Annotated in this window: 14 protein-coding genes; 7 read left to right on the forward strand and 7 right to left on the reverse strand. The window is 54.0% G+C overall.

Annotation, left to right across the window (positions count from 1 at the left end; genetic code table 11):
- Nucleotides 1–102: 102 nt before the first annotated feature.
- From BMX66_RS08150 to BMX66_RS08160, 3 genes are all read right to left on the reverse strand, one after another.
- Nucleotides 103–309: a hypothetical protein gene (locus BMX66_RS08150; protein ID WP_090880698.1), complete on the reverse strand. Its 207-nt coding sequence runs from the start codon at nucleotides 307–309 to the stop codon at nucleotides 103–105.
- 23 nt (nucleotides 310–332) lie between these two features.
- Nucleotides 333–767, reverse strand: coding sequence for a CBS domain-containing protein (locus BMX66_RS08155; RefSeq protein ID WP_090880701.1), 435 nt, complete (start codon nucleotides 765–767; stop codon nucleotides 333–335).
- A gap of 188 nt (nucleotides 768–955) precedes the next feature.
- The gene (locus tag BMX66_RS08160; protein WP_090880704.1) at nucleotides 956–2,146 is read right to left on the reverse strand and encodes a class I SAM-dependent methyltransferase; all 1,191 of its coding nucleotides are present in this window, start codon (nucleotides 2,144–2,146) and stop codon (nucleotides 956–958) included.
- Between the two features lie 79 nt (nucleotides 2,147–2,225).
- Here BMX66_RS08160 and BMX66_RS08165 point away from each other — a divergent pair, with 79 nt between their 5' ends.
- The gene (locus BMX66_RS08165) at nucleotides 2,226–2,966 is read left to right on the forward strand and encodes a pteridine reductase (protein WP_090880706.1); all 741 of its coding nucleotides are present in this window, start codon (nucleotides 2,226–2,228) and stop codon (nucleotides 2,964–2,966) included.
- 155 nt (nucleotides 2,967–3,121) lie between these two features.
- Here BMX66_RS08165 and BMX66_RS08170 read toward each other — a convergent pair whose 3' ends face one another.
- The 4 genes from BMX66_RS08170 to gatC all read right to left on the reverse strand — a co-directional run bounded on the left by BMX66_RS08170 (nucleotide 3,122) and on the right by gatC (nucleotide 7,344).
- On the reverse strand, nucleotides 3,122–3,655 hold the full coding sequence (locus tag BMX66_RS08170) for an REP-associated tyrosine transposase (protein ID WP_090880709.1): 534 nt from the start codon (nucleotides 3,653–3,655) through the stop codon (nucleotides 3,122–3,124).
- A 106-nt stretch (nucleotides 3,656–3,761) separates the two neighbouring features.
- The gene (gene gatB, locus BMX66_RS08175) at nucleotides 3,762–5,255 is read right to left on the reverse strand and encodes an Asp-tRNA(Asn)/Glu-tRNA(Gln) amidotransferase subunit GatB (RefSeq protein WP_090881098.1); all 1,494 of its coding nucleotides are present in this window, start codon (nucleotides 5,253–5,255) and stop codon (nucleotides 3,762–3,764) included.
- Nucleotides 5,256–5,517: 262 nt separating this feature from the next.
- The gene (gene gatA / locus BMX66_RS08180) at nucleotides 5,518–6,972 is read right to left on the reverse strand and encodes an Asp-tRNA(Asn)/Glu-tRNA(Gln) amidotransferase subunit GatA (RefSeq protein ID WP_090880712.1); all 1,455 of its coding nucleotides are present in this window, start codon (nucleotides 6,970–6,972) and stop codon (nucleotides 5,518–5,520) included.
- Nucleotides 6,973–7,056: 84 nt separating this feature from the next.
- Nucleotides 7,057–7,344 carry an Asp-tRNA(Asn)/Glu-tRNA(Gln) amidotransferase subunit GatC gene (gene gatC / locus BMX66_RS08185; RefSeq protein WP_090880718.1) on the reverse strand — a complete coding sequence of 96 codons (288 nt, stop codon included), beginning with the start codon at nucleotides 7,342–7,344 and terminating at the stop codon, nucleotides 7,057–7,059.
- Between the two features lie 111 nt (nucleotides 7,345–7,455).
- Here gatC and BMX66_RS08190 point away from each other — a divergent pair, with 111 nt between their 5' ends.
- The 6 genes from BMX66_RS08190 (at nucleotide 7,456) to BMX66_RS08215 (ending at nucleotide 14,142) form a co-directional block, all read left to right on the forward strand.
- A complete protein-coding gene (locus BMX66_RS08190; protein WP_090880722.1) occupies nucleotides 7,456–8,514 on the forward strand; it encodes a rod shape-determining protein in 1,059 nt (352 codons plus the stop codon).
- Nucleotides 8,515–8,593: 79 nt separating this feature from the next.
- Nucleotides 8,594–9,472 (forward strand): rod shape-determining protein MreC, encoded by an 879-nt coding sequence (mreC, locus tag BMX66_RS08195; RefSeq protein ID WP_369826971.1) that lies wholly within the window; start codon nucleotides 8,594–8,596, stop codon nucleotides 9,470–9,472.
- Nucleotides 9,473–9,475: 3 nt separating this feature from the next.
- Nucleotides 9,476–9,997, forward strand: a complete 522-nt coding sequence (mreD, locus tag BMX66_RS08200; protein ID WP_090880728.1) for a rod shape-determining protein MreD — start codon at nucleotides 9,476–9,478, stop codon at nucleotides 9,995–9,997.
- Complete coding sequence (gene mrdA, locus BMX66_RS08205; protein ID WP_090880731.1) at nucleotides 9,994–11,904, forward strand: penicillin-binding protein 2; 1,911 nt, start codon at nucleotides 9,994–9,996, stop codon at nucleotides 11,902–11,904. The genes mreD and mrdA overlap by 4 nt, the downstream gene beginning before the upstream one ends.
- The gene (gene rodA / locus BMX66_RS08210; protein WP_090880734.1) at nucleotides 11,897–12,997 is read left to right on the forward strand and encodes a rod shape-determining protein RodA; all 1,101 of its coding nucleotides are present in this window, start codon (nucleotides 11,897–11,899) and stop codon (nucleotides 12,995–12,997) included. Before mrdA ends, rodA begins: the two co-directional genes overlap by 8 nt.
- A 26-nt stretch (nucleotides 12,998–13,023) precedes the next feature.
- Nucleotides 13,024–14,142, forward strand: a complete 1,119-nt coding sequence (locus BMX66_RS08215; protein WP_255398866.1) for a septal ring lytic transglycosylase RlpA family protein — start codon at nucleotides 13,024–13,026, stop codon at nucleotides 14,140–14,142.
- Nucleotides 14,143–14,201: the final 59 nt, after the last annotated feature.

Raw genomic sequence — 14,201 nt, forward strand, 5'->3', positions numbered from 1 at the left:
TCGAACTTGCCTGATTCAAGAATATCTCGCTCAGAAAGGGTAGGACAACGAGATCGAGCTACAATTCTCTACGCTTTGTTTTGACTCTGTTTGGAAGTTTTCTTACCTCCACCGCGCTGTCACGCTAGCTGAATCGGATGACATGATCGAGACGGAACTTCCGAGCACAGCCTCTTGCTTTGCTTCCACTCCTTCGCCGATGATGGGCAAATCGCTGCGGACGTTATTGAGCAGTCCCGAGAAGTCGAGGCGCGTCATTACAGCGGCAACATCCGGGTCGGCGGCGATGCGGCGGAAGAAAGATCGCAAATGCCGGGCACCGGGTATTTCAATCAGCGAATTCCATATATGTAACGTTCGAGCTGATGAATAATGAATTCCTGTCCCGAGATTGCATCCTTGACCAGATCGCCAATGGAAATAATGCCCAACACTTCATTGTTCTCAAGCACGGGCAAATGGCGCACCCTCATCTCGGTAACCAATGCCATGCAATCCTCGACCGTATAGTCAGGACTCACATACGCCACCTGCGAGGTCATGAGTTCTTTTACCTGAATGTCTTTCGCGGATTTATCCAGCAGGTATGCCTTCCGCGAATAATCCCTTTCAGTAAGGATACCGGCCAATTTTCCATTCTGTAGCACCAGCAATGCGCCAATGTTTTTGGCAGCCATCAATTTCATGGCGTCATATACGGACTTGTCCGGCTCGATGCTTGCCACTTCGAATCCCTTGCCTTCCAGTAATTGCCTTACAGTCGCCATAGCATTGCTCTCCCACACCTCAGTTTCTAATTTTCCCAAAACCTCTTATCAAGCTCATCCAATAATAGCACGTCGGAGGAAAAACCCGAGTGAGCTGCCGCACAGATCGCGCCACAACTGTGGCGCGCCCACGACTACGCTCTTGCAACCACCCATCGTCTGTCCCATGACGAGTACCGCTGGTTGTTTTACAACATACGGCTTTTATCTCCACTGACGAATCCGGTAAGAGCGTGGCGGATATTCTTGCCGAAGGCAATAACCTTGAATAGTTCACCCATTTCTGCCGGACTCAACAGCTTTTGCACCTGATTCGCCAGCGGCAAATAGTCCTTTGCATTTTCTGCCGGGGTCTGGGCCAGAATTTCGGTAATTCCACAATTGATGAGAAAATATGCCTGGTTGGTATACCCCAGCAACTCCAGCCCTCCATCCGAGGCAGCGCTGTTAACAGCACTGAAATCGACATGGCTGGTGATATCCTGCAAGCCCGGCAGATAGAAGGGATTGTCATGGACATGATGGCGATAATGGCACATCAGTGTTCCCATCTTCCGCTGGGGATGGTAATACTCGTCCCGTCCAAAGCCGTAGTCAATCAGGAGGATGGCGCCCCGTTGCAAAATATCGGCAAGGCTGAGCATGAAATGCCTGGAGGCAAGGTTAATCTCGCTGAGATATTCGTTAATATTATCTCTACCCGAATCAATCTGGGGATTTAGTCTGCACGCCGCCTCGAAAAGCTGTCCTGCTTTAAGCGGCTGGTCGCTCCACCTGAATTCGCCGCCATCGGATGTCACGCCTCGCTCGAACAGATCAGCGCCACGCCATACCACAAGATGCACAGGCATGGCGTCAAGTACCTCATTGGCCAGCATCAGTCCACTGAATTCCGTAGGCAGTTGTTTCAGCCAGCCAACCCGCGAAGCAAGGTGCGGTGCGAAATTTTCGAATATTTGCCGCTGCCGCTGTTGCAACTCCGCGCTGGTTTCGAGAATAAAATAATTTCTCGGCGACCTGCCTAGTTTTTCCAGTTCAAGCAGTAAATCGAGCGCAAGTTTACCCGTACCTGCTCCGAATTCCAGAATGTCGCCGCTGCCATCCGCGAGTTCAATTATCTGCGCGGCCTGCCGTGCCACCGCCCTCCCAAACAATGGGGAAATTTCGGGTGCGGTGACAAAATCTCCCGCCTGGCCAAATTTGGCTGCGCCGCCGCTGTAATAACCCAGCCCGGGTGCGTATAACACCAGCCTCATGTAATGTTCGAATGAAATCCAGCCGCCAGCAGAAGCGACTTCAGCTTGAATAAGTTCTCTTACTGCGCGGCTATGCTCGAGGGCGGCTCCAGTTGGTAAAGGCAGTGATGGTAGTGGCTGCATTGGCTCTATGCTACTCTGTACAAGTTATGAAAATCGATGGATTCACGAGTCTAGGGGAGCAAGTGTAGAGGAGATAGCGATGCAAGGGAAAGTGATACTCATCACCGGGGGAGCTAGACGGGTAGGCGCCGCCACCTGCCGTAGACTGCATGCGCAAGGAGCAAATCTGGCCATACACTATCGATCATCCGAGGAGGAAGCGCGGGCGTTACAGGCCGAGCTGAATCAGTCCAGGCCCGGCTCGGCAGCATTAGTGCAAGCCGACCTGCTCGACATTTCACGACTACCCGATTTAATTGATGAGGCCGTGCAGCATTTTGGAAAACTTGATGCACTTATCAATAATGCTTCCAGCTTTTTTCCCACTCCATTGGGGGAAATTACCGAGAAGATGTGGGATGATCTTATCGGCAGCAACCTGAAGGCTCCCCTGTTTCTGTCGCAGGCCGCGGCGCTACAGCTCAGCGCACAACGCGGCTGCATTGTAAATATCGTGGATATTCATGCAGAGTGGCCGCTGAAAAAATATGTGGTATACAATGCCGCAAAAGGTGGCCTGGCCTCCCTTACCCGATCCCTGGCGCTTGAGCTTGCGCCGGAAATCCGGGTGAATGGCATCTCTCCAGGCCCTATTCTGTGGCCGGAGCAAGGCGAGTGGGCGGATGAGGCATCGCGTCAGCACATCATCGACAGGACGCTGCTGAAAAGAACGGGCGAGCCGGATGATATCGCGAGAACGGTAGCCTTCCTCATCGCCGATGCGCCATATATAACCGGTCAGATTATTGCTGTGGATGGGGGACGCAGCGTGAATTTATAGATATCTCCCAAAGACTAATTATGAAGATTGCGGTTAGGGCCGTAAGTTGGGGTGACGAAGGAACCCCAACGTTCATCCCAGCGTAACAATCTATTGGGTATCACATTAAACAGGAGGTAGATTGAAGTAAGCGCAGCGCACCCCAGCAACTCCGGTTATTCGCCAAACCCATTACCCGTAGCGTCGGTGGTAATTGCACCAGCCCATTCCGACGAATAAATTCCGCGCTGCACGTACTCGTGAAAGGTCGAATGTCGCCAATCCGCCACCTTATGCGCATGGCCATGTTTGACGGGGTTGTAATGAATATAATTTACATGCCTCGCGAAATCCCTGTCGTCACGGATCAAGTGTTCCCAGTAGCGTCTTTGCCATATTCCGCGTTCCCCTTTCATCTGCCGGCTGGCATTGCACGGTTCCCCTTTCGGGATCAGACGCGAGAATCCTGCCTTGATTAACATCCAGCGCATCGAGAAATCTGCATCGCCTTCGGTCATCGTCCAAAGCGCATGCAGATGATCGGGCAGAATTACCATTGCATCGATTTGGAATGGATGCCTGGCCCTGACTTCCCGAATAACCTCATGCAACGCATCCACATGATCCACCAATAACGTTCGGCGTCGCTCCAATAAGTTGACGGTGAAGAAGTATGTCCCACCTTTCACATTAGCGCGCCGGTAGCGCATGCATCTCATCCTTCGGACAGGCCGGGATTAGGAAGGAATCCCAACATTTATTTCTAATACGGATAAGATATGTTGGGGTTCGTGCCTCACCCCAACCTACACTTGATCAATCAGCTAATTTTTTCTTCAATATCTCATTCACCTGTGCAGGATTCGCCTTGCCCTTGGCGGCCTTCATCACCTGCCCGACCAGGGCGTTGAAGGCCTTCTCCTTGCCGGCCTTGTATTCTTCCACTGATTTCGAATTGGCTGCGATTACCTCGCCGACCAGTTTTTCCAGAGCGCCTGAATCGGAGATCTGCTTCAATCCCTGCGCTTCGATGATTTGATCGGCGAGGTTCTCCTCCAGTTCCGAATTCCGGCTCTTCCACGTCGCCGACTGCTCACGAACCTTGGTCCACATTTGCCTGAATACTTCCTTTGCGATTTTTCCGGAGATGGTGCCGTCCTTGATGCGCGTCAAGAGTTGCGCGAGTTGTGAGGGAGACAGCGGGCAGTTATCGAAAAACTTTCCCTGGTCATTGAGATAGCCGGAGATATCGCCCATTACCCAGTTCGCACAAAGCTTGGGATCGGAAGGAAGTTTATCGACGACCGCTTCATAGTATCCCGCAATGTCCCGATCGGCTGTCAGAGTTGATGCGTCATAAGCGGAAAGCCCGTAGTCGCGCTCAAAGCGGGTTCGCATTTGCTGCGGCAGTTCAGGTAGCCCGCTCTTTACCTCCGCGATCCAGCTCCCCGAAATTTCAAGGGGCAACAAATCCGGATCGGGGAAGTACCGGTAATCCTGCGCGTCTTCCTTGCTTCGCATCGCACGCGTTTCATCCTTGTCCGGATCGTAGAGACGGGTCTGCTGCTGTATGGTTCCGCCGTCTTCAAGGATCTCGATCTGGCGTCTGGCCTCGTAATCAATAGCCTTCTCAAGAAAGCGAAACGAGTTGAGATTCTTTATTTCGCAGCGCGTACCGAGGCGGTCTGCTCCCTGGTGACGCACGGACACGTTGGCATCACAACGAAACGAGCCTTCCTGCATATTGCCGTCGCAGATGCCGATCCAGCGCACCAGCGAATGTAATGTCTTGGCATAGACCACGGCTTCGGCGCTGCTACGCATATCCGGTTCCGAAACGATCTCGAGCAAAGGGGTCCCCGCGCGATTCAGGTCAATGCCGGTCATGCCGTGAAAATCCTCATGCAAGGACTTGCCCGCATCTTCCTCCAGGTGTGCCCGGACAAGACGGATCATTTTCTCGCGCTCTTCTCCATCCTGACGAACCTGAATCCGGACGCTGCCGCCCTCAACCACCGGCAATTCGTATTGGCTGATCTGATAGCCTTTGGGGAGATCAGGATAAAAATAATTTTTCCGCGCAAAAATGGATGGCGAGTTGATTTTCCCCCCCACCGCAAGACCAAGCTTGATCGCGCGGTCAACCGCACCGCGGTTCAATACCGGGAGCACGCCCGGCAGTGCCAGATCAACCCCGCAGGCCTCTGCGTTGGGTGCGGCGCCGAATGCGGTCGAAGCGCCGGAGAAGATTTTCGACTGGGTCGAAAGTTGAGCATGGACTTCAAGACCGATAACGATTTCCCATTGCATTGCGAGAACCTTTTCAGGGTAGATTTTTATTGCAGACGCGCCCGAAGGCAGAACTATCGGTCCGGCCTGGCGGGCGGGCAACGTAAACGTCATACCGGCAAAAGCCGGTATCCAGCCACGAGACAAATCACGTACGCCTGGATCGTTTTAGACTTGAATTCCGGGTGCAGGCCCGGAATAACAAGGACTTGTCATACATGCCAGCTGTTGTTTTAGAAGACTGCATAAATTTCCCAGCGCAGCTCAACTGGTCAAAACGAGTTCAGAGCGGACCAGGCGCCCTCAAATGCCAATCCGTTGCCAGTTGGTATTGATGCGCCACGTTCAGGATTTGCGCTTCGGCAAAATAATTGCCGATAATCTGCAATCCGACCGGCCTGTTATTTTTGCCAAAACCAGCGGGAATGGACATTGCGGGCAGTCCTGCGAGATTGACCGCGATGGTATAGGCATCGGACAAGTACATCTGTACCGGATCGCTGCTTTTCTCTCCAAGATTGAATGCAACAGTCGGTGAAGCCGGTCCCATAATGATATCGCACTGCTTGAACGCCTCGGCAAAATCCAGCGCCATCAGCCGGCGCAGTTTCTGCGCCTGAATGTAGTAGGCGTCGTAATACCCGTGCGACAGTACGTAAGTGCCAATCAGAATGCGGCGTTTCACCTCTGCGCCAAAACCCTGGGCGCGGCTTTTCCGGTACATGTCGTTGAGGTCCGCATATTCGGGTGCGCGATAGCCGTAGCGTACGCCATCGAACCGGGAGAGATTACTCGATGCTTCTGCCGGCGCCAATACATAATAAACGGGAACGGACAGCTTCGTATTGGGCAGCGATACCTCGACCGTTTTTGCCCCAAGCTTGCGATATTCAGCGATAGCGGCTTCCACCGTACGCGCCACATCATCGCTTATTTCCTTGACGAAATATTCCTTCGGCAGGCCAATGCGCAGGCCTTCGAGCGGCTTTTCCAGATTGCGGGTGTAATCTTCCGGTTCGCGCTGCAGACTGGTCGAATCCCGCTCATCGAACCCTGCCATGACATTCAGCATCAGCGCCAGATCTTCCGCTGACTTCGCCATCGGTCCACCCTGGTCCAGGCTGGAGGCGAACGCGATCATGCCGTAGCGCGATACCAGTCCGTACGTGGGCTTGAGGCCGGAAATACCGCATAAGGCGGCGGGTTGACGGATGGAGCCACCCGTATCCGTGCCGGTAGCGGCGGGAGCCATGCGTGCGGCGACTGCGCATGCTGAGCCGCCAGAACTACCGCCCGGCACGGCCGTGATATCCCATGGATTTTTTACTGGCCCATAAAAGGAAGTTTCGTTGCTGGACCCCATGGCAAATTCATCCATGTTGGTCTTGCCGATGTTTACTGCCCCTGCAACATTGAAACGCTCGACCACGCCGGCGTCGTAAGGCGAGATGAAATTCGACAACATCCTTGATCCGCAGGTGGTGAGCCATCCCCTGGTACAGAAAATATCCTTTTGAGCAATCGGAATGCCGGTCAGCGGCTGCGCCCGCCCCGATGCGATCATCATATCGGCGGCACGCGCCTGGGCGAGACTCGCCTCTTCATTGATGGTGATGAAAGCGTTGTAGTCCAGGTTTAATGCTCGGGAACGCTCGAGAAATTCGCTGGTCAATTCAGCGCTGGAAATTTTTCTCGCGGCGAGCAGCGCTGAAAGTTGCTTGAGGCTGGAGTTCAACATGGTGTTTGCAGGGAAGAGCAAATCGTGGAAAAAATAGCAGTAACCGGGGAAAACAGCGGCTGCGGCAGACACGCCTGCGAGACTTCACTCGATCACTTTCGGCACCAGGTAAAGCCCTGCCTCCACCTGGGGCGCTACGGATTGAAATAACTCGCGCTGATCAATCTCCGTTACGACGTCCGGGCGCAGCCGCTGCATGACATCCTGGGCGTGAGACATGGGTTGTATCGTCGATGTGTCCACTGCCTGCATCTGCTGAATGAGGCTGAAGATACCCGATAACTGTGCAAGCGCGGTATTCGCCTCCTGCTCGCTAACCTCTATTCGTGCCAGGTTCGCGACGCGTTTTACATCATCGAGAGACAGGGACATTGGCCACTAAATCCTTTATAACCCTTATATTCAAATAGCTAATAGAGTATCATAGCCCGATTCTTTTCACGCGCTTTTAATCATCGTCATCTGCAATGGATTCCGCAAACCATGCTTAATTTTATAAACAACAACGTATTGAAAGGCTATTTTTCGACCGATATGGCGATAGATCTGGGAACGGCCAATACCCTGATCTACGTTCGCGGTCAGGGCATTGTGCTGAACGAGCCTTCAGTGGTGGCGATACGTCAGGATGGCGGACCCAACGGCAAAAAAGTCATTCAGCAGGTAGGGCTGGCGGCCAAGCAGATGCTTGGCCGCACGCCAGGTAATATTACGGCGATCCGGCCCATGAAGGACGGCGTCATCGCTGACTTCACCGTTACCGAACAGATGTTGAAACACTTTATCAAGAAAGTAAATCCCCCGCGACTGTTTTCCGCCAACCCCCGCATTGTCATTTGCGTCCCTTATGGCTCCACCCAGGTGGAGCGCCGCGCGATACGTGAGGCGGCTTATGGCGCCGGCGCGCGTAAGGTGGAATTGATCGAAGAGCCGATGGCCGCGGCTATCGGCGCCAATCTGCCAGTGGAAGAAGCCACGGGTTCGATGGTGGTGGATATCGGCGGCGGCACCACCGAGGTGGGCGTGATTTCGCTGGGCGGGATCGTTTATTCGAACTCGGTGCGTGTCGGCGGCGACAAGTTCGACGAGGCCATTATCAACTACATTCGCCGCAACTACGGCATGCTGATAGGCGAAGTTACCGCCGAATTGATCAAAAAGGAAATAGGATCGGCCTTTCCAGGGTCGGAAGTACGGGAAATGAAAGTCAAGGGACGCAATCTGGCGGAAGGGATTCCGCGCAGCTTCACCATTTCCAGTAACGAAATTCTCGAAGCGCTGACCGATCCCCTCAATAGCATTATCAGTGCCGTCAAATCCGCACTGGAGCATACGCTGCCCGAACTGGGCGCTGACATCGCTGAAAAAGGAATGGTCCTGACCGGCGGTGGGGCGCTGTTGCGCGACATTGATCGATTGTTAATGGAAGAAACCGGATTGTCGGTAATCATTGCTGAAGATCCGCTCACCTGTGTCGTGCGCGGATCAGGCATTGCACTGGAAAATATGGACCAGTTGGTCGGCGTATTCGCCAGTGATTAACCGCTTTCTTCACACATCCGGCTGGGCCTCGCCCGGACGTGCCCTGAATAGGGAATCCTGAAACCCGGACAAGATGGAAATGGCCCCGCGGTTTTTCAGGCATGGCCCCAGTCTCCTGACGCGACTGGTGTTTTTTGTAATGCTGTCATTAGTGCTGATGGCAGTTGATGCCCGACTTAAATATCTCGCCGAAATTCGTCAAACTTTATCTGTCCTGGTCTACCCGCTGCAAAAACTGGCCAACGTACCCAAAACGCTCTATGACGGAGTAAGCGAATTTTTATTCAGCGGTCACCTGGCCGAGGAAAACGCACATCTCAAGCAACAGCATCTGGTCGACCGTGGGCAGATCCAGCAGTTGCGGGCGCTGGAGGCTGAAAATGCACAGTTGCGCAAGCTCCTGGAAGCCGCGCAGCGAGTTGAGACCAAAGCGGTGATGGCTGAAATCCTGCGCGTGCCGCACGATCCGTTTAACCGCAAAGTCATGCTTGACAAGGGCAGCCAAAGTGGAATCCAACCAGGTCAGGTCGTGGTGGACGATACTGGCGTAGTGGGACAGATTACCCGAGACTATCCCTGGGCCTCTGAAGTTACACTTATCACGGACAAGGATCATTCCGTGCCAGTCCAGGTAGTGCGCAATGGCCTGCGCTCCGTGGTTTCGGGCACGGGAAAGGACGGCGCGCTGGAATTGCGTTATCTGGCTGTCAACACCGATATTCAGGAGGGCGATACGTTGGTGACTTCCGGAATAGACGGCGTTTACCCACCTGGTCTTCCCGTCGCGGTCGTATCAAAGATCGACCGTAACTCCACTAATGTCTTTGCGCGCGTTACCTGCATACCTGTTGCGGGAGTTGGCCACAACCGGCAACTGCTGATACTGTCCATGCAGACGCCCGTTACGGAAATCCCGGTGGAAGCGATCGAGCTGAAACCCGAGAGCAGGAAGCGATAAAAAGTGGCGTACGCCGATCATCCCAGACAGGAAATTCTACTGCCTGTCAAACGCTCGTTCATCGCACTTACCCTCATCGTCGCGCTGGTGCTGAATCTGATTCCCCTGCAGAATGTCGCGCTGGCGGCGTGGCCCGACTTTATCGCACTGGCGTTACTTTACTGGTGTATCAGCCAGCCGCAGCTTGTCGGCATCAGTATCGCTTTCGGTATGGGCCTGTTAATGGATATTGGCGATGCCAGTACATTCGGTCAGCATGCCCTGGCGTATAGCATAATGGCTTTTGTAGCGCTGGTGCTTCACCGGCGTTTGAGTAACTTCGGCCCGATGAAACAAGCTCCGCAGATAGGATTGATATTGATTGCGGGACAATTCATCATACTTCTGACAGGGTTGTTGGACGGTTCCCATTTTCCCGGATGGGATTTCTTTCTCGCTAGTGTTAGCGGCACTTTGCTGTGGCCATTTCTCTCTTCCATGTTGAGAATACCGCAGAAGCCAAGGTCTGATACCGATGCACGATGAACCGTAAAGTCGAGCTTCGCAATCACCCTCGAGAGCAGTACAACTTTCGGTTGCGGCTTGCCGTCAGCGCCGGTTTCGTATTGTTACTGTTCCTGCTGCTGTTTGCGCGTTTTTTTTACCTGCAGGTGTCACAACGCGAGCATTATCACACCCTGGCGGAAGCTAACCGGATATCCATTGCGCCTATTGTGCCGAATCGGGGCCTGATTTTTGACCGCAACGGTGAAGTGTTGGCGCACAACTACTCGGCCTACACCCTTGAAATCGTGCCGAGCAAGGTGCGTGACATCGAGACTCTCATCAACGAATTATCCACCGTGATCGAGATAGCCGCGAGAGACCGCAAGCGTTTCAAGAAGCTGATGGAGGAGAGCAAGAGATTTGAAAGCCTGCCCATCCGAACCCGTTTATCAGATGTGGAAGTGGCCCGTTTCGCCGCTAACCGCTACCGCTTTCCAGGAGTGGAAATCAAGGCGCGTTTATTCCGCCAATATCCAAAAGGCTCTAGTGCATCCCACGTGGTGGGCTATATTGGCCGAATTAATGACAAGGATCTGGAACAACTGGAGGCCAACGATGACCTGGCCAATTATCGAGGTTCCCAATATATGGGAAAAATCGGTATCGAGCAGAGTTATGAAAAGGAATTACACGGGACGACCGGCTTCGAGGAAATGGAAACGGATGCGGCCGGACGGGTGATAAGGGTAATATCCCGTACGCCGCCGATCTCGGGCAACAACCTGACGCTATCGCTCGATTCCAGATTGCAGGAGGTCGCAGAAAAAGCATTCGGGGACCGGCGCGGTGCGCTGGTAGCGATTGAGCCTGCCACTGGTGACATACTCGCGTTTGTGAGCAAACCAGGGTTCGACCCCAATCTGTTCGTCGATGGCATCGACTCCGAAAACTGGGATTTGCTGAACAACTCCATCGACAGACCCCTTAACAACCGCGCCTTGCGCGGGCTTTATCCACCAGGTTCGACATTTAAACCGTTTATGGCGCTTGCCGGCCTGGAGCTGAAAAAGCGCTGGCCCGAACACTCAATCAATGACTCGGGGTACTTCAGCCTCCCGGGGAGTACACACCGCTTCCGTGATTGGAAGGCCGGAGGCCACGGTGTCGTCGATCTGCACAAATCCCTGGTTGTGTCATGCGACACATACTACTATGGGCTTGCCAACGACCTGGGCATCGACAACATCTTCAATTTCGTCAGCAAATTCGGGATGGGGAAAAAAACGGGGATCGATATCGCGGGCGAGGCGTCCGGCCTGCTACCCTCGCAGGAATGGAAAATGAAGCGGCACAAGCAGAAATGGTACGCCGGCGATACCATCTCCGTGGGGATAGGCCAGGGCTATAACCTCGCCACGCCGCTGCAGTTGGCTTTTGCCACTGCGATATTAGCTGGCAATGGCACGGCGTTTCGTCCGCACGTGGTGAAGCAGGTTCTGAATAACAATAATGAGGTGGTGCGCGAAATTGCCACACATCCCTTGTATAAGCTCGATCTCGATCCCGTTAATCTGCGAGCGGTGCGGGACGCGCTCGTAGACGTAACCCGGCCTGGCGGCACCGCGGCGCTGGCCGGCGAGGGCGCCGCCTATTCTTTCGCAGGAAAGACCGGGACATCGCAAGTGATCGGCATGAGGCAAGGGGAAAAATACGTAGAAAGCAAGGTGCGGGAGCGGTTCCGTGATCACGCGCTGTTCATTGCCTATGCCCCGGCCGAGAGCCCGAAAATTGCGCTATCGGTGCTGGTGGAAAATGGTGGGCACGGCGGCGCTACCGCAGCCCCTATCGCAAGGCTGGTGATGGACTATTACCTGCTCGGCACACTGCCCGCAGAACCTGCTGCGCCAGCCGTCGAGCAGGTGAATGAAGAGGGCGAGCATGATTGAACCTCTGCGCCTGTGGAACTACCTTACACGTTACGTGGACGGTTTCCTGCTATGCGGAATATTGTTACTGATGTTGACCGGCCTGCTGACGCTTTATAGCGCAACCGATGCGAACCTCAACCGCGTTACAAACCAGGCAATCAATATGCTGATAGCGCTTGGCATCATGTGGCTGATCGCCAATATTCCATTACAGCATATCATGCGTATTGCGCTGCCTCTATATGTTACCGGTCTTTTCCTGCTGCTTGGCGTGGCGCTGTTCGGCGAAATCAACAACGGCGCCCGGCGCTGGCTGAACATCGGCGTGACCCGTATTCAACCTTCCGAACTGATGAAAATAGCGGTACCGCTGATGATGGCCTGGTATTTCGACAAACATGAGGCCACCTTGAGGCTGAGAGATTACGCGATAGCAACACTGCTACTGCTACTTCCTTTATTGATGATCTTGCGTCAGCCGGATTTGGGCACTGCATTGCTCATCGCGTCCAGCGGCTTTTACGTGCTGTTTCTAACCGGACTGTCATGGCGCATCATGGCTACATTATTCGTTGCCGGAGCGGGAAGCCTGCCGCTGCTATGGTCGATGATGCATGATTATCAGCGCCGCCGCGTGATGACGCTGTTTGATCCGACACAGGATGCGCTGGGCGCGGGATACCACACCATTCAGTCCACTATTGCCATCGGATCAGGTGGCGTTCTCGGCAAGGGGTGGCAACATGGAACCCAGACTCATCTCGATTTCCTTCCCGAGAGAAGCACCGATTTCATCTTTGCGGTATTTTCCGAGGAATTTGGACTGACCGGCAACCTGTTGCTGTTGCTTTTATACCTGATGGTTATAGGCCGCGGCATGGTTATCGCGGCCAATGCCTCCACCCAGTTTACTCGTCTCATCGCCGGTTCGATCACGCTGACATTCTTCACTTATATTTTTGTCAACATGGGCATGGTCATCGGCATCCTTCCCGTGGTGGGGGTACCGCTGCCGCTGATCAGCTACGGCGGCACGTCGATGGTGACAATGCTGCTGGGATTTGGTATTTTGATGAGCATTCAGATGCATCCCAAGCTGGTGAAGACGTGAGGAACGCTGATTCAGAATCAAGAAACGTGCCGAATCGTGCACTCCTTCCAGGGCGATGGATTACGTGGATCGCCGCGGCGGGAATTCTCGTTTTTGCCGGCGGCTGCGGCACCATCCTGAAACAGGATAAGGCGGGCAAGGGGTCGGCGTTATTTGGTATTACGCAAAAAAAAGGCGGCTATTATCTGGACGATGGACCCGGCGATAACCCGCCGGCCGATCTGTCTTCCATTCCCGATGCCGTTCCCCGCGATGAACCCTTGCGCCAGGCCAACATGCGACCTTACGTCGCGTTGGGCAAATGGTACAAACCGATGGCCGGCCTTGAATCGTACAAAGCGCGTGGAATCGCTTCATGGTATGGCCGCCGCTACCACGGACAGAAAACCGCCTCGGGCGAAACCTATGACATGTATGGGATGACCGCCGCGCATACCACCTTGCCGATACCCAGCTACGCCCGCGTCACCAATATCAGGAATGGAAAATCCGTGGTGGTACGCGTCAATGATCGTGGGCCATTCCTTTCCGATCGGTTGATCGACCTTTCCTATACTGCCGCTTACAAGCTCGATGTGCTCGGTGGCGGCAGCGCATGGGTGGAGGTGGAAACAGTCCTGCCTGGCGGACCTCCCGTGCAAATAGCGGAAGCGTCTCCAGTTGTCCCGACTTCAGGCCCCGCTCGTAATTCCGCTGCTGCCTCTACTGTTTCCACTGCCCCCGCTGCCTCGGCCTCTTCCATTCCTTCCCCAATACCTGCCTCTATCCCGGAAAAAAACAACCTCTCGCGGTCGCTTGATATAGGAACGCAAAAAGGAGATACCAAGCTGGATTTAATCGAAGCTGCCTACCACCCTACATCATCTGACACATCTGTTTCCGCTCCCCTTGACACGCCTGCTACAGAGGAGCCCCGCGGAATCTATCTGCAACTAGGCGCCTTCAGTCTCTATGATAACGCCGATAATTTTCTCGCGCGCATGCGCAACGAGCTTCCCTCATTGATCAACTCCCTCGGCATTGTAGCAAGAGATGGCATGTTCAAAGTTCATGCCGGGCCTTATCCCGATCAAATCCGGGCAAGACAGGCGGCGGACAGGATTGCTCAGACTCTCGACATTAAGCCGGTGTTACTGATCCGATAGTTATGCTCAGGCGATCCGATCGGCTCGGCGACCAAAATACTTGCAGTACATCCAGAACG

The sequence above is a fragment of the Nitrosovibrio sp. Nv6 genome (assembly GCF_900110495.1).
GTDB lineage: Bacteria > Pseudomonadota > Gammaproteobacteria > Burkholderiales > Nitrosomonadaceae > Nitrosospira.